The organism is Streptomyces fuscichromogenes (assembly GCF_014645815.1).
Lineage (GTDB): Bacteria > Actinomycetota > Actinomycetes > Streptomycetales > Streptomycetaceae > Streptomyces > Streptomyces fuscichromogenes.
The window spans coordinates 199,236-218,420 of sequence record NZ_BMML01000020.1; the positions used below are offsets into that span (position 1 = coordinate 199,236).

Annotated in this window: 21 protein-coding genes and 1 pseudogene; 16 read left to right on the forward strand and 6 right to left on the reverse strand. The window is 72.0% G+C overall.

From position 1 onward, the window contains the following. Positions 1 to 10: 10 nt before the first annotated feature. The 5 genes from IEZ11_RS35250 to IEZ11_RS35270 all read left to right on the forward strand — a co-directional run bounded on the left by IEZ11_RS35250 (position 11) and on the right by IEZ11_RS35270 (position 4,914). Positions 11 to 895 (forward strand): carbohydrate ABC transporter permease, encoded by an 885-nt coding sequence (locus IEZ11_RS35250; RefSeq protein ID WP_189267035.1) that lies wholly within the window; start codon positions 11 to 13, stop codon positions 893 to 895. Then, positions 895 to 1,800 carry a carbohydrate ABC transporter permease gene (locus IEZ11_RS35255; RefSeq protein ID WP_189267036.1) on the forward strand — a complete coding sequence of 302 codons (906 nt, stop codon included), beginning with the start codon at positions 895 to 897 and terminating at the stop codon, positions 1,798 to 1,800. Before IEZ11_RS35250 ends, IEZ11_RS35255 begins: the two co-directional genes overlap by 1 nt. Then, positions 1,797 to 3,413, forward strand: coding sequence for a glycoside hydrolase family 43 protein (locus IEZ11_RS35260; RefSeq protein WP_189267037.1), 1,617 nt, complete (start codon positions 1,797 to 1,799; stop codon positions 3,411 to 3,413). Before IEZ11_RS35255 ends, IEZ11_RS35260 begins: the two co-directional genes overlap by 4 nt. 199 nt (positions 3,414 to 3,612) lie before the next feature. Continuing rightward, a complete protein-coding gene (locus IEZ11_RS35265; protein WP_189267038.1) occupies positions 3,613 to 4,677 on the forward strand; it encodes a LacI family DNA-binding transcriptional regulator in 1,065 nt (354 codons plus the stop codon). A gap of 30 nt (positions 4,678 to 4,707) precedes the next feature. Further along, complete coding sequence (locus IEZ11_RS35270) at positions 4,708 to 4,914, forward strand: hypothetical protein (protein ID WP_189267039.1); 207 nt, start codon at positions 4,708 to 4,710, stop codon at positions 4,912 to 4,914. 77 nt (positions 4,915 to 4,991) lie between these two features. On the opposite strand, the gene IEZ11_RS35275 is transcribed toward IEZ11_RS35270, so the two are convergent. From IEZ11_RS35275 to IEZ11_RS35290, 4 genes are all read right to left on the reverse strand, one after another. Further along, the gene (locus IEZ11_RS35275; RefSeq protein WP_189267040.1) at positions 4,992 to 5,234 is read right to left on the reverse strand and encodes a hypothetical protein; all 243 of its coding nucleotides are present in this window, start codon (positions 5,232 to 5,234) and stop codon (positions 4,992 to 4,994) included. Next, positions 5,231 to 6,097, reverse strand: coding sequence for an isocitrate lyase/PEP mutase family protein (locus tag IEZ11_RS35280; RefSeq protein WP_189267041.1), 867 nt, complete (start codon positions 6,095 to 6,097; stop codon positions 5,231 to 5,233). Before IEZ11_RS35280 ends, IEZ11_RS35275 begins: the two co-directional genes overlap by 4 nt. Positions 6,098 to 6,258: 161 nt before the next feature. Then, positions 6,259 to 6,909 carry a ThuA domain-containing protein gene (locus IEZ11_RS35285; protein ID WP_189267042.1) on the reverse strand — a complete coding sequence of 217 codons (651 nt, stop codon included), beginning with the start codon at positions 6,907 to 6,909 and terminating at the stop codon, positions 6,259 to 6,261. A 30-nt stretch (positions 6,910 to 6,939) separates the two neighbouring features. Beyond that, entirely contained in the window at positions 6,940 to 7,485 is a 546-nt protein-coding gene (locus IEZ11_RS35290) for a membrane lipoprotein (protein ID WP_189267043.1), read from the reverse strand. Positions 7,486 to 7,606: 121 nt separating this feature from the next. On the opposite strand from IEZ11_RS35290, the gene IEZ11_RS35295 reads away from it, so the two are divergent. Then, a complete protein-coding gene (locus IEZ11_RS35295) occupies positions 7,607 to 8,005 on the forward strand; it encodes a VOC family protein (RefSeq protein WP_189267044.1) in 399 nt (132 codons plus the stop codon). Here the strand turns inward: IEZ11_RS35295 and IEZ11_RS35300 are convergent. Both IEZ11_RS35300 and IEZ11_RS35305 read right to left on the reverse strand, forming a co-directional pair. Then, positions 7,991 to 8,665 (reverse strand): helix-turn-helix transcriptional regulator, encoded by a 675-nt coding sequence (locus IEZ11_RS35300; protein ID WP_189267045.1) that lies wholly within the window; start codon positions 8,663 to 8,665, stop codon positions 7,991 to 7,993. The two genes, IEZ11_RS35295 and IEZ11_RS35300, sit on opposite strands and share 15 nt — an antisense overlap. A 139-nt stretch (positions 8,666 to 8,804) precedes the next feature. Further along, positions 8,805 to 9,947, reverse strand: a complete 1,143-nt coding sequence (locus IEZ11_RS35305; protein ID WP_189267046.1) for a YihY/virulence factor BrkB family protein — start codon at positions 9,945 to 9,947, stop codon at positions 8,805 to 8,807. A gap of 127 nt (positions 9,948 to 10,074) precedes the next feature. Between IEZ11_RS35305 and IEZ11_RS35310 the strand changes: the two genes are divergently transcribed. The 10 genes and pseudogenes from IEZ11_RS35310 to IEZ11_RS35350 form a co-directional block, all read left to right on the forward strand. After that, entirely contained in the window at positions 10,075 to 11,718 is a 1,644-nt protein-coding gene (locus tag IEZ11_RS35310; RefSeq protein ID WP_189267047.1) for an acyl-CoA dehydrogenase family protein, read from the forward strand. Positions 11,719 to 12,110: 392 nt separating this feature from the next. After that, positions 12,111 to 13,406: a GAF domain-containing protein gene (locus IEZ11_RS35315; RefSeq protein ID WP_189267048.1), complete on the forward strand. Its 1,296-nt coding sequence runs from the start codon at positions 12,111 to 12,113 to the stop codon at positions 13,404 to 13,406. Positions 13,407 to 13,564: 158 nt separating this feature from the next. Beyond that, positions 13,565 to 14,899, forward strand: coding sequence for a hypothetical protein (locus tag IEZ11_RS35320; protein WP_189267049.1), 1,335 nt, complete (start codon positions 13,565 to 13,567; stop codon positions 14,897 to 14,899). 95 nt (positions 14,900 to 14,994) lie between these two features. Then, positions 14,995 to 15,585 (forward strand): GNAT family N-acetyltransferase, encoded by a 591-nt coding sequence (locus IEZ11_RS35325; RefSeq protein WP_189267050.1) that lies wholly within the window; start codon positions 14,995 to 14,997, stop codon positions 15,583 to 15,585. Positions 15,586 to 15,677: 92 nt separating this feature from the next. Beyond that, a complete protein-coding gene (locus IEZ11_RS52580) occupies positions 15,678 to 15,761 on the forward strand; it encodes a putative leader peptide (RefSeq protein WP_309500612.1) in 84 nt (27 codons plus the stop codon). Positions 15,762 to 15,887: 126 nt separating this feature from the next. Beyond that, positions 15,888 to 17,585, forward strand: a complete 1,698-nt coding sequence (locus IEZ11_RS35330) for a nitrite/sulfite reductase (RefSeq protein WP_189267051.1) — start codon at positions 15,888 to 15,890, stop codon at positions 17,583 to 17,585. Beyond that, entirely contained in the window at positions 17,582 to 17,761 is a 180-nt protein-coding gene (locus IEZ11_RS35335) for a hypothetical protein (RefSeq protein WP_189267052.1), read from the forward strand. The genes IEZ11_RS35330 and IEZ11_RS35335 overlap by 4 nt, the downstream gene beginning before the upstream one ends. Next, positions 17,758 to 18,468: a phosphoadenylyl-sulfate reductase gene (locus IEZ11_RS35340; RefSeq protein ID WP_189267053.1), complete on the forward strand. Its 711-nt coding sequence runs from the start codon at positions 17,758 to 17,760 to the stop codon at positions 18,466 to 18,468. The genes IEZ11_RS35335 and IEZ11_RS35340 overlap by 4 nt, the downstream gene beginning before the upstream one ends. A 68-nt stretch (positions 18,469 to 18,536) precedes the next feature. Further along, a complete protein-coding gene (gene cysC, locus IEZ11_RS35345) occupies positions 18,537 to 19,073 on the forward strand; it encodes an adenylyl-sulfate kinase (protein ID WP_189267054.1) in 537 nt (178 codons plus the stop codon). Then, positions 19,070 to 19,185, forward strand: a pseudogene (locus tag IEZ11_RS35350) (sulfate adenylyltransferase subunit CysD); the annotation flags it as partial. The gene cysC and the pseudogene IEZ11_RS35350, both read left to right, overlap by 4 nt.

Consider the following 19,185-nt stretch of genomic DNA (forward strand, 5'->3'; position numbering starts at 1 on the left):
AGGCATCGGGATGGTCCGCTCCCAGCGCTGGAAGGGCGCCGCCTTCACGGTGCCCTTCCAGCTCGGCTTCGTCTTCCTCTACCTGATCCCGATCGGGTACGCCGTCCACGAGTCGCTGTACCGCTCCCGGTCCTCCGGCCTCGGCCTCGGCGGCACCACCGACACCTTCTCCGGCCTCGCCAACTACCGCCAGGGCCTGACGGACCCGGCGTTCCTCGACTCGGTCCTGCGCGTGCTGCTGTTCGCCTGCGTCCAGATCCCCGTGATGCTCCTCGTCAGCCTGCTCCTCGCGCTCTTCCTGGACACGCTGACGTCCCGGGCGGCCGGCCGCTTCCGCATCCTGCTCCTGGTCCCCTACATGATCCCGGGGGTGGTCGCGGCGATCGTCTGGATCAACCTCTACAGCCCGGACGTCGGCCCCCTCACCTCCCTGGGCAAGGTGTTCGGCCTCGACTGGAACTTCTTCGCGCCGTCGATGGTGTGGCCGGCCATCGGCAACCTGCTCACCTGGCACGGCATCGGCTACAACATGGTAATCATCTACTCGGCGCTGCAAGGGGTCCCGCGTGAGCTCTTCGAGGCGGCCCGGCTGGACGGCGCCTCGGAGTCCCGCATCGCCCTGAGCATCAAAGTCCCCTACGTCCGTGGCGCGTTGGTGCTCACCGGCATGCTGTCGGTCATCCAGATGCTCCAGATCTTCAACGAGCCGGCGCTGTTCCGGAACGTCACACCCCAGACGGTCGGCGACAGCTTCACCCCGATCATGGTGATCTACAACCAGGCGTTCAACGCGGGCAACTACCACTACGCGGCGGCCCTCTCGGTCCTGCTGGCCCTGATCCTCGGCGTCGCCTCGTTCCTCTTCTACCGGCTGACCTCGAAGGAGGCCGACTGATGGCACTCACCGAGGAGCGCACCCGCACACATCCCGTCCGCCGCGTCAACAGGCCCGATCCGGCGGCTCGTTCCCGGGGCGGCCAGCGCTTCCTGCTCATCGGCCTCGCCCTGGCGAGCGCGTACAGCCTCTTCCCGGTGTGGTGGCTGATCGTCGCGGCGACGAAGGACCGCACCGCCCTGTACCAGAGCAACGGCCTCTGGTTCTCCGGCTGGCACCTGTGGGCCAACCTGCACCAGCTGTTCACCTACGAGAACGGCATCTTCCTGCGCTGGACCGCCAACTCCTTCCTCTACGCCGGAGTCGGCTCCCTCGGCGGCACCCTGATCGCCCTCGCCACCGGCTACGGCCTCGCCCGCTTCCGGTTCCCGGGCCGCGACCTGGTGTTCGCGTGCGTGGTCGGTTCCTTCCTGGTCCCGATCGCCCTGCTGACCCTGCCCCTCTACCTCCTCTTCTCGAAGATCGGCCTGGTGGACACCCCCTGGGCGATGCTGATCCCCTGCCTGATCAACCCGTTCAGCGTCTACCTGGCGAAGGTCTACACCGAGGCCACCGTCCCCTACGAACTCCTCGAAGCGGCCCGTATCGACGGCGCGGGCGAACTGCGCATCTTCTTCTCCATCGTCCTGCGCATGATGACCACCGGCGGTGCGACGGTCTTCCTGCTGGCCTTCGTCAACACCTGGAACGCCTTCTTCCTCCCCCTCACCGTGCTCCGCGGCGAGCAGAACTGGACCCTCAACCTGGGCCTGTACAACTGGTCCGGCAAACGGCTCGAATCCGGCGTCGACCTGACCGGCCTGGTCCTCACCGGCGCCCTGCTGTCCATCGTCCCGATGGCCGTCATGATGATCGCGATGCGCCGCTACTGGCGTTCCGGAGTCACCCTGGGAGCCCTCAAGTGACCGAGCTCCGCAACCCGGTGATCCGCGGCTTCGCCCCCGACCCCTCCCTGGTCCGCGTCGGCGACCTGTACTACCTCGCCAACAGCTCCTTCGAGTGGTTCCCGACGATCCCGATCCACCGCTCCCGCGACCTGGCCCACTGGGAGTACGCGGGCCATGTCGAGGGCGCGGCCCCCGGCGGCTCGCTCGCCGGCGTCCCCGACTCGGGCGGCATCTGGGCCCCGTCCCTGAGCTGGGACGGCGAGCGCTTCTGGGTGGTCTACTCGATCGTCCGCTCGGTCGGCACCCCGTACTTCGACGCGGACACCTACGTCAGTACGGCCCCGGACGTGTCCGGCCCCTGGAGTCCCCCGCGCCGCGTCCCGAGCCATGGCTTCGACCCCGCGCTGCATCACGAGGAGGGGCGGCTGTGGCTGCTCAACCTCCAGAACGACCACCGTCCGGGCGGCCGGCGCTTCGCGGGCATCGTCGCCACCGAACTGGACCGGGAGACCCTCACCCCCGTCGGCACCACCCACCTCCTGCTCCAGCACGACCGGTTGGTCGAGGGCCCGAAGCTGCTGAAGCGGAACGGCTGGTACGTCCTGGTCCTCGCGGAGGGCGGCACGGGCTTCGAGCACGGGGTACGGGTGGCTCGGAGCAGGAACCTCACGGGCCCGTACGAACTCGACGAACGCCCGCTGATGACGGCCCGGGACGACCCCGAGTGGCCGCTGCAGAAGGCGGGACACGCCGAGTTGGTGGAGACACCGGAGGGCGAGTGGTTCCTGAGCCACCTGGCGGCCCGCCCGCTCAAGACGCCGGAAGGCCCACGATGCCCACTCGGCCGGGAGACGGCCATCCAGGCGGTGACCTGGGACGCGGAGGGCTGGCCGAGACTCCGGCAGGGAAACGCCCGTCCGACGATCACAGTCGAGGTACCAGACGCCGAACCCCCTGCTTTCTGGGGCGCGGGGAACTGCGCGAGAAGCCCCCACCCACCCGCACCCGACAACGCACCCCCTTACTACACCCTCCGCTCCCCGGCCGCCCCCTCCTGGACAGACCCCACCAGCCGCCCCGGCCGGCTACGCCTCCGCGGCCACCACGGCCCCGACTCCCTCTGGTCCCACCACCTCCTGGCCCGCCGCATCACCGAACACCACACCGAGGCCCAGGTCACCCTCCAGGCAAACCCGACCACCTTCACCCAGTCCGCCGGCCTGCTCCTCTGGTACAACACCGCGGCCTACTACGCGCTGGACCTCACCTGGGCGGAGCCGGAGGGCGAAGCACAGCACGGCCAGCAGTGGCAGCACACGGGCCGGACCGTGCTCGCGCTGACCACCCGCGACGAGAACGAGACCCGCCGGGCGGCTGTACAGGAGGTCGACGCGGACACCCCCCTCACCCTCGGCGTCACGGTCCACCGCGCCGAGGCCCAGTTCTGGTACCTCACCGACGGCACCCGCACCCCCGTCGGCCCGGCCCTCGACTTCACCCGCCTCTCCGACGACCACGGCACCCGCCTGCGCTTCACCGGAGCGATGGCCGCCATCCACGCCGTGGACCTCGTCGACGCCTCCTTCACCGCCGACTTCACCGATTTCCGGGTCATCTGCACATCCGTGTGACCCCGATCCTCTTGTTCGAAGTTTCGAAAGTCGCGCCGCCGGTGATCCGGCGAATTCCCAGGTCTTCACGCCGTGTTGACGCGCACCTATCGTAGGAAGCGCTTACTGCACGGCTTGCACGCAGACCGCGGAAGCAGCGTTGGCCGCAACTTTCGTTACTTTCGTTGGCCCAGAGGCGGGCCGGAGAGGCGGGTTCCCCATGGTCCGTACCGGGGGTACGAGCGTGGCGGCGGCCGGTCCGACGCTGGCGGTGGTGGCCCGCGAGGCCGGCGTCTCCGTGCCGACCGCGTCGAAGGTGGTGAACGGCCGGGACGACGTGGCCCCCGAGACCCGCCGCCGGGTCACCGAGGCCCTCGAACGCCTCGGCTACGTCCGCAGACCGCGGTTCGACGCCACCAAGGCCCCCGCGCTGATCGACCTGGTCGTGCAGGCGCTGGACAGCTCCTGGTCGGGCGCGGTGCTGCACGGGGTGGAGGACGCGGCGCACGAGGCGGGCCTGGAGGTCGTGGTGTCGGCGGGGCCGGTCCGGTCGCGGGCGGGCCGCCCGGAGCACGGCTGGCTGGACAAGCTCACCGCGCGCGGCTCCTCCGGGGTGCTGTTCAACCTGGCCGAGCTGACCCGGGCGCAGTACGCCTGGCTGGACCACCACCGCATCCCGTACGTACTGATCGACCCGGCCCATGAGCCCCCGGCGGGCGTGGTCTCCGTGGGGGCGGCCAACTGGCAGGGCGGGGTCACCGCGACCGAGCATCTGCTGGCCCTCGGCCATGAGCGGATCGCGGTGATCGCGGGCAGTCGGCGCCGGATGTGCAGCGGCGCCCGGGTGGCCGGCTACCGCTCGGCACTCGTCTCGGCGGGGCTGCGCCACCGGGGCGAGTACGTCCGGCACGCGGGCTTCGACGAGGAGACGGCCCGGCACCGTATGCACGAACTGCTCGACCTGCCGGAGCCGCCGACCGCCGTGTTCGTCTGCTCGGACCGGATGGCGCTCGGGGTGTACGCGGCGCTGGCCGAACGCGGGCTGCGGGTGCCGGCGGACATCAGTGTGGTCGGCTTCGACGACCTGCCCGAGGCGCGTTGGGGGACACCGGCGCTGACCACGGTCCGCCAGCCCCTGTCGGAGATGGCGGCCACGGCGCTGCGGCTGCTGGTGCGGCTGATGCACGGGGACCGCCCGGAGGGCACCCGGACGGAGCTGTCGACCAGGCTGGTGGTGCGGTCGAGCACGGCGGCCCCGCGGGCCCGTTCGGCCCTACGAGGGTGACCGCGCCCCTGTCAAGATCGTTTCCGGGGCATGAAACCCACCCTGCGCACCGTCGCGGCCTGCGCCCTGGCCGTGGCCGCCGTGGCCACCGCTCTGGGCACCGCCCAGGCCGGCCCCCTGACCCTCGCCCCGGCCCGCCGGCACGCCACGGCGGCCGTCCCGGCGGCCGACGAGCACGACCCGAAGGAGGACGTGGAACTGGACGAGAACGGCCGCCCGGACCTGAACGAGGACTGAGCCGGCGCGCCCCGTGCGGGGCGCGGGGAACCTCGCGGCCAGTCACGACGGCCCCGCGGTTCCCCACCGGCCGTCCCTCAGTCGTCGTCCTGCTGCGGCTCCCCGAGCATCGCCTGGATCGCGGCCACGGCGCTGCCGTCGTGGTCGCTGCCCGCCGTGCCGTGGCCGGCCTGGATGTTCGCCGTGCGGTCCACCTCCAGGATGGAGTCCGCGTGCGAGTTGTCCAGCACGGTGATCAGGCTGTCGGCCGCGTGCGCGGGGGCCGCGGCCGCGCCGAGCAGCGCCGCCGTGAGGGCGGCGGCGGTCCGCAACCGCGTCACACGCCCACGCCCTCGGGCTCGTCGAGCCGCTCCCGGGCGATGTTGCGTTCCAGCAGGGTGGTGGACGCCTTGACGCCGACGCCACCGGCCGCGTCGACCGACGGCAGCCGGCCGTCCGCGGCCCGCAGCTCGCCGAGCGCCGAGTCCATCGCCTCGTGCGCGGCGAACAGACAGGGCGTGGAGTAGATCGCGACGTCGACGCCGAGCTCGTCCAGTTCGGTGAGCGAGAGACGGGGCGACTTGCCGCCGGCGATCTGGTTGAAGAGCAGCGGCTTGTCGCCGACGACCTTGCGGATCCGGCGGATCCACTCCTCGCTGCGCACCCCGTCGACCAGGATCACGTCGGCGTCGGTGGCGGCGAGCCGCTCCGCGCGGTGCAGGATGTCGTGCTCGTCGGTGGCGTCCGTGCGGGCCACGACGACCAGGTCCTGGCGGGTCTCCAGGACCTTCTCCAGCTTGTCCAGGTACTCCTCCAGGGGCAGCACCTGCTTGCCGTCGGCGTGCCCGCAGCGGCGCGGCCGCTTCTGGTCCTCAAGGATCACCCCGGAGGCACCGATCCGCTCCAGCCCCTCCACGACATGGCAGGCGACCTCGGGGTCGACGTACCCGTCGTCGATGTCGACGAGGAGGTGGTGGTGCGGGAACGCGCCCCGCAGCCGCTGGACGAAGGCCACCATGTCGGGCCAGGCGATGAATCCGATGTCCGGCAGGCCGTAGTACGAGGCCGCGAAGCCGAAGCCCGATACGAACATCCCGTCGTAGTGTTTGGCCGCGATCGACGCCGAATACATGTCGTAGACGCCGATCAGCGGGGTGGTCCCGGGTCCGGCGATCTGTTCGCGCAGCTTCTTCCCGTAAGTCAAGGTCCGGCTCCTCCTGTGGGTGGGTGGCGCGGGCGGCACGATCGGCCGCCGCGTCTCGACAGCCCTTTGCCAAGACAAGAGCATCTCTAGATACGCACGTGACTATCTCCGTGCGCGACCTTTACTCACCCCATTGGCGGACGCGGTTCACCGGAGAAACGTCACTGGACCAGCCGTGCGGCCCAGGCCACACCCCCGTACAGGTGGGCCAGGAAGCCGGAATCCCGGTAGGCCGCACGGGCGTGACCGAGAGCGGTGTAGAACACCCGTCCGGCCCCCTGCTCCCGGCACCAGGCCAGCGGATGGTCCTCCCCCATCCCGCCCCCGGCGTACGACGTCTCGTCGGCGCGCAGCAGCACCCGCACCCGGCCGCGCGGGTTGTCGCGGAAGTCGTACCACTCGTCGGTGAGGTCCCAGACGGCGGGCAGGTGCCGGGTCGCGGGGTGGTCGTGGTCCTCGACCCGCGCCCGGCCCGGCTGGTACTCCGGGTGGCGGTCGAAGCGGGCACCGAGGAGTTCGCCGTAGTACGGCCAGTCGTACTCGGTGCAGGCCGCCGCGTGCACGCCTGCGAAGCCGCCGCCGGCCTCGACGTAGCCGGCCAGCCGGGCACGTCCCGCCGGGGTCAGTATCTCGCCGCTGGTGGAGAGGAAGACGACGGCCGCGTACCCGTCCAGGGGCTGTTCGAGGGCGGCGGGGTCCTCGGTGGCGTCGACGTCGAAGCCGGTGAACTGCCTTACGGCGGCGACGGCGTCGGGGATGGAGTCGTGGCGGTAGCCGGTGGTGCGGGTGTGGACGAGCAGTCGAGGGGCCATGTCCGCATGATCGCCCACGCCGGCACCGGTTCAAAGGCCCGGCGTCGGCACGCTGTTGTCGGGCGGGCCGCCGTCCCCGTTGGTCGGCAGGTCGCCGCGCCGCACCGGCTCGCCGTCGGTGAACTCCGGGTCGGGTGCGGGCAGCAGGGTGTCCAGTTCACCGGCGGTGGGGCGGTGGACGGCGCGCAGCGCCTTGCCCAGCACGGCGCCGGAGACCCCGCCCTCGCCCTCCAGCCACACCACGCAGTCCTTCTTCGTCACCTCGTACTCGTGCCGCCCCGCGGTGCGCGGCCGGTCGGTGTAGAGGTGGATGACGGCGCCGGTCCGGTCCGTGTACGCGGCGGAGAAGCCGTCGTCGCCCTGCACGCCGACGGACTGCCGGGCGAGGGTGAAGCCCGGCGCCCCGGTGGCATAGACCAGCTCCGGCGCTATCCCCAACGCCTTCGCCCTGGAAGCCAGTTCGGCCTGGTCGGCGGGGGTTCCGGAGGCTTCGGAGCCCGCCCTCTCGGTGCCGCAGCCGGTGAGCAGGGCGGCGGCGAGGAGCAGGGTCGGCAGGGCGCGCACGGCACGGGTCATCCGCCCATCGTGCCGCACAGGCGTTCCACAGGGGGACCGGGTTTCTTCCCGCCTGCGGGCACCGGGCCGGGGTGTCCGATTCCTTCAAGACCGGCGACCGGCGCCCGTCTACGGTGACGGCATGACTCCACGATTCGCCGTGCTCGGTCTCGTCACCTCGGACCTGACCGCGTCCCTCGCCTTCTACCGCCGCCTCGGCCTGGCCTTTGCACCCGGCGCCGAGGAACAGCCGCATGTCGAGGCCGAGTTGCCGGGCGGGCTGACCCTCGCCCTGGACACGGAGGAGACGATCCGGTCCTTCCACCCGGCCTGGCGGCCACCGGTCGGCGGCGGCCGGGTGGCACTCGCCTTCCGCTGCGACTCCCCCGCCGAGGTCGACGCGCTCTACGACGACCTGGTGGGCGCCGGGTACCACGGCGAGCTCAAGCCGTGGGACGCGTTCTGGGGCCAGCGCTACGCCGCGGTGCACGACCCCGACGGCAACGGCGTCGACCTGTTCGCCCCGCTACCCGCCGAGTAGCCCGGTCAGCGGCAGCCCCGCCAGCTCCCGTACGTCCCGGGCGAGATGGGGCTGGTCCGCGTAGCCCGCCCGGAACGCCGTCTCCCCCAGCGGGACCCCGGACCGGGCCAGCGCGAGCGCCCGCTGCATCCGGAGCACCCGGGCCAGCGTCTTGGGCCCGTAGCCGAAGGCGGCCCGACTGCGCCGGTGCAACTGACGGGCGCCGACCCCGAGTTCGTCGGCGACGGCCGCGACGGGCCGCCCCGCGCCCAGGGCTTCGACCAGCCGCCGCAGCGACGGGTCGCAGGGCAGCGCCCGTTCCAGGGCGATCTCCTCCAGCGCGGCGGCCGGATCGCCCGCACCCGCGACCCGGTCCCGCAGCCGCCGCACGTAGGCCGCCGGCCACAGGTCACCCAGTTCGACCCGCTGGTCGAGCAGTGCGTACGCCGGCACACCGAGGACGGCGGGCGCGGTACCGGGGTAGAAACGAAGGCCCACCCACACCCCCTGGGCGCCCTCGGTGACGTAGGCACGCGTATCGGGCCCGGCGACCAGCAGCCGCCCCTCGTTCCACAGCAGGTCCATGCACCCGTCGGGCAGCACCCGCCCGGCACCGCTCCCGTCGGGGCTGTTCACCCAGACGACAGCGCCAGAGACCCGGGACGCCCGCTCCTTGTACACGCAGGCCAGCGTATGCGCGCCCCTCAGGGGCGCGGGGCCGTGTCTGGCATGCGGCTGCCGCCGCGCGGACGCGACCAGCCACAGCGCACCCGCACCCCGCCCGCCACGCGCGCCCCGGCCACGAACCCGGCGTCGGCCCTCAGGCCTCCGGCTTGTGCGGCGGATGGCTGCTCTTCACATGCGTCCGCAACCTCGACGTGACGTCCTCCGGCGGCAGGAACCGGGACCACCGCTCCGGGAACTCCGACGGCATGTCGGGGTCGTCGGGGTCCCCCGGATCGGCCTCCCGTGCCGCGGCCGCGCGGGCCACGTACTCGGCGACCTGGGCCTCCCGCAGCCGCTCGTTGGCGGCGCGCGCCGCGGCCGTCGCGGCGGCCGGCCAGACCCGGTCGATCGCGGCGTTCACCGCGGCGCCGACCAGCACCGCGAAGGCCGCCACGCCGATCCACAGGAGCACGGCGACGGACGCGGCGAGGGAGCCGTAGATCGTCGCGCCCTCGATGGTGTTGGTCAGGTAGATGCGCAGCAGGAAGCTGCCGAGCACCCACATGGCCAGCGCGACCAGGGCGCCGGGCACGTCCTCGATCCACGGGGAGCGCACCGGTACGGAGACGTGGTAGAGCGTGGTCAGGAAGACGATGGACAGGACGATCACGACCGGCCAGTACAGGACCTGTACGAGCGTCTCCGACCAGGGCACGATCCGGACCACCGCGTCCGGCCCGGCCACCATCAGCGGGAGCGCCACCGAGCCGATCAGCAGCGCGGCGACGAAGAGCAGGAAGGAGACGATCCGGGTCTTCACGATGCCCCGGACACCGTCGAGGCCGTACATCACGGTGATCGTGTCGATGAAGACGTTCACCGCGCGGGAGCCCGACCACAGGGCGAACAGGAAGCCGATGGAGATCACGTCGGGACGGCCGCCGCGGACCACGTCGTGCAGGATGGGCTGCGCGATCTCCCTGACCCCTTTGTCGGACAGGACCGTGCGGGAGGCGTTCAGGAGGTTGGTCTCCAGGCTGGCGATGGTGTGGGCGCCGGTCCAGTCGTCGACGTAACCGAGCAGTCCGATGAGGCTGAGCAGCAGCGGCGGAACGGACAGCAGGGTGAAGAAGGCGGCCTCGGCGGCGAGGCCGAGGATGCGGTACTCCATGCAGGAATTGGTGGTGTCCTTGACCAGCAGCCAGGCCGTCCTGCGCTTGGAGACGTTCCGGTAGAGGGCTCTGGCCCGGTGGAGCCGGCCGGAGGGCCGCTCGGGGGTATCGCTTGCTGGCTGCACGCCCTAACGGTATCCGCCGTCCGGGGCCGTCCTCACCTCACGGGGCCCTGGCCGGGGCGGACGCGAGGGGCGGGGCCGTTGTGTCACGCTGGAGACCAACGCCGCAGCCCCGGGTAGGTTCACAGACATGGCAGGCAACATCACCCATACCGTGAGCAACCAGCCGCCCCCGCTGGCCGGATACGACCTCTTCGCCGCCGACCGGGCCCTCGTCGAGGCCGTCGAGCGGCACACCGACCCGGAGCTGCTCGACGAGGTGCGCGCCGAGTTGTCGGGGATCGGCGCCGCGGCCGGCTCGGCGCAGGTGCAGGAGTGGGGGACGCAGGCGAACGAGCACCCGCCGCGGCTGCGCACCCACGACCGCTACGGCCACCGGATCGACGAGGTCGAGTTCCATCCCGCCTGGCACCGGCTGCTCGGCAAGGGCGTCGGCGCCGGCCTGACCACCGGCTGGGTACGGCCGTCCGGGCACGTCCGGCGCGCCGCCGCGTTCCTGGTCTGGACCCAGGTGGAGGCCGGCACCTGCTGCCCGCTGTCGATGACGAACGCGGCGGTGCCCGCGCTGCGCACCGACCCGGAGCTGGCGGCCGTCTGGGAGCCGCTGCTGACCTCCACCGTCTACGACCGCGAGCTGCGGCCCGCCGCGCGGAAGGCCGGCGCCCTGTTCGGCATGGGCATGACGGAGAAGCAGGGCGGCAGCGACGTACGGGCGAACACGACCACCGCGGCCCCGCTCGCCGAGGCCGGGACGTACACCCTGACCGGGCACAAGTGGTTCTGCTCGGCACCGATGTCGGACGGCTTCCTGGTGCTGGCCCAGGCACCGGAGGGGCTCACCTGTCTGCTCGTGCCGCGCGTCCTGGCGGACGGCACCCGCAACGCGTTCCTCCTCCAGCGGCTCAAGGACAAGCTCGGCAACCGGTCCAACGCCTCGGGCGAGGTCGAGTTCGACGGGACCTGGGCACGGCGGGTGGGCGAGGAGGGGCGCGGGGTGCGGACCGTCATCGAGATGGTCGCCGCGACCCGGCTCGACTGCGTGCTGGGCTCGGCGGGACTGATGCGGCAGGCGGTGGCACAGGCCGTGCACCACACCACGTACCGCGAGGCGTTCGGCGGGCCGCTGGCCGACAAGCCGCTGATGCGCAACGTGCTGGCGGACCTCGCGATCGAGTCGGAGGCCGCGACCGCCCTCGCGCTGCGGCTGGCCGCCGCCTACGACGACGGGAGCGAGTCCGAGCGGGCCCTGCTGCGGCTGGCGCTGCCGGCCGCCAAGTACTGGGTGACCAAGCGCTGCGCGCCGCTCGTCGTGGAGGCCGCGGAGTGCCTGGGCGGCAACGGCTACGTGGAGGAGTCCGGGCTGCCCCGGCTGGTGAGGGAGTCCCCGCTCAACTCGGTCTGGGAGGGCGCCGGCAACATCCAGGCCCTGGACGCGCTCCGCGCGCTGCACCGCGAACCGGGCGCCCTGGACGCCTACCTCCGGGAGATCGGCCGCGCCCACGGCGCCGACCACCGCCTGGACCGCGCGGTCAAGGACCTCTTCTCGGAACTGGCCGACCTGGAGGGCATGGAGGGCCGGGCCAGACGCCTGGTGGAACGCCTGGCGACGGTCCTCCAGGGTTCGCTGCTGGTCCGCTTCGCCCCGCCGGAGGTGGCGGACGCCTTCTGCGCATCGAGGCTGGGCACCGACTGGGGTTCGACGTTCGGAACGTTGCCGTCAGGACTCGACCTCACGAAGGTGATGGATCGAGCCCGGGTGCCCCTCCCCGCCTAAAGGGGCGCGGGGAACTGCGCGACAAGCCCCCACCACCGTCAGCTGCCAACGCACCGCAACCCGCTCCCCTTACCGCGCACGGCCAAGGCGCCGCAGGCCACGGCGGGGGTGGTGCTGCGCCGACACGGCACCACCCCCGCCTCTTCGGCCCATGACAGGCCTCCGACGCCGTGGCGTCCGCTCAAGTTTCGGCCACCCCCGGCCCGTTCACCAGGGTTGCAAGGGGTTGCAACATATCGGTGACTGTGTGTGGACTGTGTGCCTCCGGCGCCGGAGAACGGCAGTATGAGACGCGCAGTCGGACCGGAAACCGCCGCCCGGACGGCTTGACAGCGACTCATCGAAGCCTTTGGCGAGGCGTATCCGGGAGGACCTCAGTGGGGAACCCGCCGATGGACGTGGCGCGACTGGCCGCGAAGGACGCGGCGCGGGCGGCACGGGTACTGAACGAGGTGCGCGAGGCCAGACTCGCCGGACAGCATGGGCGGGTCGCGCCCCGGCCGGTGATCGAACAGTCCTGGGGGCGGATGCTGCGCAGCGGCGTCGATCCCGAGCACGGCTTCCGTTCGGGACTGCTGTCCGCCGACGAAGTCCGGCGCCGACGCGAGGAGTCCCCTCTCAGGGACGTGCTGCCGGTCCTGCGCGAGGGGCTGCTTTCGGTCGCGGACGTCGCCCAGCACATCATGGTGGTGGCGGACGCCGACGGCCGGGTGCTGTGGCGGGAGGGTTCGTCGCAGGTGCTGCGCAAGGCGGACGGGCTGGGCTTCGAACTCGGCGCCGACTGGCGCGAAGACGTCGTCGGCACCAACGGGGTCGGCACCCCGGCGGTGGTGCGCGGGCCCGTGCAGGTGTTCGCCGCCGAGCACTTCGTCCGCGCGCACGTGTCCTGGACGTGTTCCGGCGCCCCGATCACGGACCCCCGGGACGGCAGTCTGCTCGGTGTGGTGGATGTCAGCGGCCCGCTGGAGACCATGCATCCGGCCACCCTGGCCTGGGTGAACTCGGTGGCGAAGCTCGCCGAGGCCCGGCTGCGGGAGCTGCATCTGGACGCGCTGGAGCGACTGCGGGCGGTGGCGGCGCCGGTGCTGGCCCGGCTCGGCGGGCGGGCGGTGGCGGTGGACACCGACGGCTGGACCGCGGCGGTCACCGGCATGCCGTATCCCCGGCGGCTCGCGCTGCCCAAGTCGCTGTCGCCGGGCCGCCGGTGGCTGCCCGCGCTCGGACTGTGCGCGGTGGAGCCGCTGGCCGGGGGCTGGCTGCTGCGGTCGGTGGACGAGCCGGCTCCGACGGGCGAGGGCCGGCTCGTGCTCGACCTGGCCCGGCCGCGCCGGCCCACCGTGACGGTCGGCGGCGGCGCGGGCTCGTGGTCCCGTGAACTCAGTCCCCGGCACGCCGAGTTGCTGTACCTGCTGGCGATGCGGCGCACCGGGCGCAGCGCGGCCGGGCTGGCCGAGGACGTCTTCGGGGACGCCTCGCGGACCGTGACCGTACGGGCGGAGATGTCCAGGATCCGACGGTATCTCGGGGCGTTTCTCGAACACCGGCCGTACCGCTACCGCGAGGACGCCGAGATCGAGGTGGTGCTCCCCGAGGACCCGCACGACCTGCTGCCGTACTCGACCGCCCCGGCGGTCACCGCGGGCCGGACACCGGGCCCCCCGAACGTCCCCGCCCCCGGACGTATTTAACGCATCCGGGGCATCCACGGAGGTATCTTCCGCATATTTGCGGGGTCTTCGGGGTACGGCGCCGCTGACTGCCGTAGCATCCCGGTACGGGCCTCCCCACCTGTTCCTAGGTCAACGCTCGGACCATCAGGCACAGTTGGCCCGCCTCGGGAGGAGACATGAAGCATCGCGGCAGACACCGGCGGCGCAGACGGGGTGCGGCCCTGCGCGCTGCCCTGGCCGGGACCGCGCTGGCGCTCACCGCGACGGCCACCATCGTCAGCGCCTCGCAGGCCACGGTCGCCGAGGACCCCGGCGCGCTGAAGCCCCTGACCTCCACGTCCGACACCGCCCCGCTCCAGCTCCGGGAGCACCTGGTACCGCGCCGCTCGCTGGACCGGCTCGCCTCGGCGATGGGCGGCACCGTCGGCGTCGCCGACGTCCTGGCCCAGGCCGACCACACCCTGCGCGGGGCGGCCGACTGCGACTCCGACGACCGGGACTCGCTGCCGGTCACCCCGGCCGCCACCGAGGCGTACTGCTGGGACCCCGCCGACACCCTCACCGACGACTGGAAGCCGGCCTCGGTGACCACCTCCTCGGAGGCGGACGACGACGGCATGTGGGGCGCCAACCGGGTCGTCCTGGCCGGCTGGACGCACAGCACCGCCACCGGCCCCGCCGCCTCCCGGGGGCTGGCCAGGGTCGCGGTGATCAACGCGAACAACCCCGACCACCCCTCCTACTCCTGGGTCCTGCTGACCGTGCCCAGCGCCGACGGCAGCACCTACCGGGGCCTGACCTCGCAGATCTCCGGCATGGCCTGGTACGAGGACAAGCTCCTGGTGACCACCACGCAGGGCAGTGCCGACGCGCTCTACGTCTACGACCTCAACCGGATCCAGCGCACCTCGGTACTGACCGAGGCGATCGGCCGGGTGTCCGGCGGCTGGTCGGCCGACGGCTTCCGGTACGTGATGCCCGCCGTGGGCTCGTACCGCTTCACCGCCGGGGCCTGCTCCCGGACCGGCGCGCCCTGTCCGAGCGCGCTCTCGGTGGACCGCGGGACGGCCCCGGACAGCCTGGTCCTCGGCGAGTGGACGCCCGCCGGCAGCGACCAGCACGCCCGGCTGTGGCGGTACGCGTTCGACGAGAGCCCGAAGCGTGGCGGACTGCTGGCCACGGACGCCTCCGGCCGGGCGGACGCGGTCGAGGCCTACCGGACCGGGGCCTCGGAGATCCGGGGCGTCCTGTCGTACCGGCCCCCGGGGGCGACCGGCTCCGAGTGGTACGTGGGCCATCTGCCCGGCGCCATGGACGGGCACGGCAGCCTGTGGCGGCAGGACGCCAAGGGCGCCCGGGCGGCCAGCTGCGGCTCGGACACCTCGCACCGCTGCTGGGGCGAGGGCACCGGCTCGCTCTCCTACGCGCCGGACACGGGCGAGGTGTGGTCGGTCACCGACCGCATGCTGTTCTCCGTCCCGCTGAACTCGATCGACGCGTCGCTCCGCTGACCGCCGCCGACGCACCGTCCGACCGGCGGCCGGCGGCGCCTCGGTCGGGGCGGCGGCTGTCGACATGTCCGGGGCCGGGATGATTGCCTGGCCCCATGAGCAGCATCGTCGTCACCACCTGGTCCCTGGAGCAGACCTCCCCGGCCGACCTCCTGCCCGCCGCCGTCCCGGACGGCGACACGGTCGGGGTCGTCCGCTCCGAGGTCCCCTCCCCCGAGTTCAGCCGCTTCCTGTACGCCTCGGTCGGCGGCGACATCCGCTGGACCGACCGGCTGGGCTGGAGCCACGCCCGCTGGCAGCAGCACCTGGGGCGGCCGGGCGTGGAGACCTGGGTCGCATACGACCGGGGCACCCCGGCCGGCTACGTGGAACTCGAACCGCAGGACGACGGGGTGGTGGAGATCGTCTACTTCGGTCTGGTCCCGGCCTTCCGGGGCCGCCGCATCGGCGGTCACCTGCTCTCGTACGGCGCCGCGCGCGCCTGGGACCTGGCGGAGCGCTGGGACGGACTGCCGCCGACCAAGCGGGTGTGGCTGCACACGTGCAGTCTGGACGGCGAGCACGCGATGGCGAACTATCAGCGGCGGGGGTTCCGGCTCTTCGACACGAAGGTCGCGGAGGAACCGGACGTCGCGGCGCCCGGACCGTGGCCCGGGGCGCACACCACGGCGCGGAACGGGGCGTGACCCACACCACTCTGTCTCACTATTCAGAATAGATTCGTCCAAATCGCGGACGATGGTGGACTGGCCGGAGATCCGCGTGACACGCTTCCGTCATGTCTGGAACTGGGATCGCCTTGGTGAGTCGGCGGCACGTCGACCTCGGCCGCATGTCCAGCGCCATCTGTCCGGCGGGCTGAGAGCACAGCACCGCCGCGCTTCCCTGTCCGGACCTCCCCTTGCGCAGTGCCGCGCAGACATGCCTTTGTGCGCCTGCAGGCGCAGGTCAGAGCCGCTTCCCCGCTGTCTGAAGGACGTATATCGCCATGGCCGCCACCCCGCAGAACCCTGCCGCCTCCGCGCCCCGCCGCAAGGTGAGCCGTCACCGCGGCGAGGGTCAGTGGGCCATGGGGCACCACACCCCGCTCAACGGCAACGAACAGTTCAAGAAGGACGACGACGGTCTCAATGTGCGGACACGCATTGAGACGATCTACTCCAAGCGCGGCTTCGACTCCATCGACCCCAACGACCTGCGCGGACGTATGCGCTGGTGGGGCCTGTACACCCAGCGCAAGCCCGGCATCGACGGCGGCAAGACCGCCATCCTGGAGCCGGAGGAGCTGGACGACAAGTACTTCATGCTGCGGGTGCGGATCGACGGCGGCCGGCTGACCACGCAGCAGCTGCGGGTGATCGGCGAGATCTCGCAGGAGTTCGCCCGGGGCAGCGCGGACGTCACCGACCGGCAGAACATCCAGCTGCACTGGATCCGCATCGAGGACGTTCCCGAGATCTGGAACCGCCTTGAGGCGGTCGGCCTGTCCACCACGGAGGCGTGCGGCGACTGCCCGCGTGTCGTCATCGGCTCGCCGGTCGCCGGTATCGCCGAGGACGAGATCATCGACGGCAGCTGGGCCATCGACGAGATCAACAAGCGGTACATCGGCAGCAAGGAGTTCTCCAACCTGCCCCGCAAGTTCAAGTCCGCGATCTCCGGCTCGCCGCTGCTGGACGTGGTGCACGAGATCAACGACATCGCCTTCGTCGGCGTCGAGCACCCCGAGCACGGCCCCGGCTTCGACCTGTGGGTGGGCGGCGGCCTGTCGACCAACCCGAAGATCGGCGTCCGGCTCGGCGCCTGGGTGCCGCTGGCCGAGGTCCCGGACGTGTGGGCCGGTGTGATCGGCATCTTCCGGGACTACGGCTACCGGCGGCTGCGCACCCGCGCCCGGCTGAAGTTCCTGGTCGCCGACTGGGGCCCGGAGAAGTTCCGCCAGATCCTGGAGGACGAGTACCTCGAGCGCGCGCTCGTCGACGGCCCCGCGCCCGCCGAGCCCCTGTCGCGCTGGCGCGACCACGTCGGCGTGCACCGGCAGCAGGACGGCAACTTCTACGTCGGGTTCGCCCCGCGCGTCGGCCGGGTGGACGGCGCCACCCTGGCGAAGATCGCCGACCTCGCGGAGGCGCACGGCTCGGGCCGGGTGCGGACCACCGTCGAGCAGAAGATGATCGTCCTCGATGTCACGGAGGACCAGGTCGAGTCGCTGGTCGAGGCCCTGGAGGCGCTGGACCTGACCGCCCGGCCGTCCACCTTCCGGCGCGGCACCATGGCCTGCACCGGCATCGAGTACTGCAAGCTCGCGATCGTCGAGACCAAGCAGCGCGGCTCCACCCTGATCGACGAGCTGGAGCGCCGGCTGCCCGAGTTCGACGAGCCGCTCACCATCAACCTCAACGGCTGCCCGAACGCCTGTGCCCGTATCCAGGTCGCGGACATCGGTCTCAAGGGCCAGCTGGTGCTGAACGAGGCGGGCGAGCAGGTCGAGGGCTACCAGGTGCACCTGGGCGGCGCGCTCGGCCTGGAGGCCGGGTTCGGCCGCAAGGTCCGTGGCCTCAAGGTGACCTCGGAGGAGCTGCCGGACTACGTCGAGCGGGTGCTCAGGCGCTTCCAGGCGGAGCGCGAGGACGGCGAGCGGTTCGCCGCCTGGGCGTCCCGCGCCAGTGAGGAGGCCCTCTCATGAGCGAGCGGGCCGCCCCCTTCTACTGCCCCTACTGCGGCGACGAGGACCTGCGTCCCAGCGAGCAGGGCCACGGCGCCTGGGAATGCGCGGCCTGCAACCGCGCATTCCAGCTGAAGTTCCTCGGGCTGCTCGCCCGGGGGCTGAAGCACTCCGAAACCGGAGGGGAACAGATATGACCACCGCTCAGGAAGAGCGAACGAGCGAGGAGTTGAAGGCGCTGGCCGAGCAGGCCGGCCGCGACCTCGAAGACGCCTCCGCCCTGGAGATCCTCCAGTGGGCGGTGGACACCTTCGGCAAGGGCTTCTGCGTGACCTCCTCGATGGAGGACGCGGTGGTGGCCCATCTGGCGTCCCGCGTCCAGAAGGGCGTCGACGTCGTCTTCCTCGACACCGGCTACCACTTTCCCGAGACCATCGGCACCCGCGACGCGGTCGAGGCCGTGATGGACGTCAACGTCATCACCCTCACCCCGCGCCAGACGGTCGCCGAGCAGGACGCCGAGTACGGCCCCGGACTGCACGACCGCGACCCCGACCTGTGCTGCAGGCTCCGCAAGGTCCAGCCGCTGGAGCGGGGCCTGAGGAACTACACCGCCTGGGCGACCGGGCTGCGCCGCGACGAGTCCGAGACCCGCGCGAACACCCCGGTCGTCGGCTGGGACGAGAAGCGGCAGAAGGTCAAGATCTCCCCGATCGCCCGCTGGACCCAGGACGACGTGGACGCCTACGTCGCCGAACACGGGGTACTGACCAACCCGCTGCTGATGGACGGCTACACGTCCGTCGGCTGCGCCCCCTGCACCCGCCGGGTGCTGGAGGGCGAGGACGCGCGCTCCGGCCGCTGGGCCGGACGGGCCAAGACCGAGTGCGGACTGCACGGATGACGACCACCGGGCTTCCGACGACCCAGACGACCCCATCGACGAACCCATCGACGAACCAGGAGAACGACGTGACGACCGGAGCCACCGTCTGGCTCACGGGTCTGCCGAGTGCCGGCAAGACCACCATCGCGTACGAGCTGGCCGCCCGGCTGCGCGCGGAGGGCCACCTCGTCGAGGTGCTCGACGGCGACGAGATCCGCGAGTTCATCTCGGCGGGCCTCGGCTTCAGCCGCGAGGACCGGCACACCAACGTGCAGCGCATCGGTTTCGTCGCCGAACTGCTGGCCCGTAACGGCGTCAAGGCGCTCGTCCCGGTGATCGCCCCCTACGCGGACAGCCGCGACGCGGTACGCAAGCGCCACGACGAGAACGGCACCGCGTACGTCGAGGTACATGTGGCGACCCCGGTCGAGGTGTGCTCCGTACGCGATGTGAAGGGTCTGTACGCCAAGCAGGCCGCGGGTGAGCTGACCGGGCTGACCGGCGTCGACGACCCGTACGAGGAGCCCGAGACTCCCGACCTGCGGATCGAGTCGCAGCACCAGAGCGTCCAGGAGTCCGCGGCGGCCCTGCACGCCCTGCTGAGCGGGAAGGGACTGGCATGACGACGACCGTGGCGGCTCACGGGGAGGGCACGGGCACCCCGTACGCCCTGTCCCACCTGGACGCGCTGGAGTCCGAGGCGGTCCACATCTTCCGCGAGGTGGCGGGCGAGTT

Excerpts from the sequence above, each read along its gene's own strand:
- IEZ11_RS35250 (WP_189267035.1), top strand. The coding sequence starts at position 11 with ATGGTCCGCTCCCAGCGCTGGAAGGGCGCCGCCTTCACGGTGCCCTTC.
- IEZ11_RS35255 (WP_189267036.1), top strand. The coding sequence starts at position 895 with ATGGCACTCACCGAGGAGCGCACCCGCACACATCCCGTCCGCCGCGTC.
- IEZ11_RS35265 (WP_189267038.1), top strand. The coding sequence starts at position 3,613 with ATGGTCCGTACCGGGGGTACGAGCGTGGCGGCGGCCGGTCCGACGCTG.
- IEZ11_RS35270 (WP_189267039.1), top strand. The coding sequence starts at position 4,708 with ATGAAACCCACCCTGCGCACCGTCGCGGCCTGCGCCCTGGCCGTGGCC.
- IEZ11_RS35285 (WP_189267042.1), bottom strand. The coding sequence starts at position 6,909 with ATGGCCCCTCGACTGCTCGTCCACACCCGCACCACCGGCTACCGCCAC.
- IEZ11_RS35290 (WP_189267043.1), bottom strand. The coding sequence starts at position 7,485 with ATGACCCGTGCCGTGCGCGCCCTGCCGACCCTGCTCCTCGCCGCCGCC.
- IEZ11_RS35295 (WP_189267044.1), top strand. The coding sequence starts at position 7,607 with ATGACTCCACGATTCGCCGTGCTCGGTCTCGTCACCTCGGACCTGACC.
- IEZ11_RS35310 (WP_189267047.1), top strand. The coding sequence starts at position 10,075 with ATGGCAGGCAACATCACCCATACCGTGAGCAACCAGCCGCCCCCGCTG.
- IEZ11_RS35315 (WP_189267048.1), top strand. The coding sequence starts at position 12,111 with ATGGACGTGGCGCGACTGGCCGCGAAGGACGCGGCGCGGGCGGCACGG.
- IEZ11_RS35320 (WP_189267049.1), top strand. The coding sequence starts at position 13,565 with ATGAAGCATCGCGGCAGACACCGGCGGCGCAGACGGGGTGCGGCCCTG.
- IEZ11_RS35325 (WP_189267050.1), top strand. The coding sequence starts at position 14,995 with ATGAGCAGCATCGTCGTCACCACCTGGTCCCTGGAGCAGACCTCCCCG.
- IEZ11_RS52580 (WP_309500612.1), top strand. The coding sequence starts at position 15,678 with ATGTCTGGAACTGGGATCGCCTTGGTGAGTCGGCGGCACGTCGACCTC.
- IEZ11_RS35330 (WP_189267051.1), top strand. The coding sequence starts at position 15,888 with ATGGCCGCCACCCCGCAGAACCCTGCCGCCTCCGCGCCCCGCCGCAAG.
- IEZ11_RS35335 (WP_189267052.1), top strand. The coding sequence starts at position 17,582 with ATGAGCGAGCGGGCCGCCCCCTTCTACTGCCCCTACTGCGGCGACGAG.
- IEZ11_RS35340 (WP_189267053.1), top strand. The coding sequence starts at position 17,758 with ATGACCACCGCTCAGGAAGAGCGAACGAGCGAGGAGTTGAAGGCGCTG.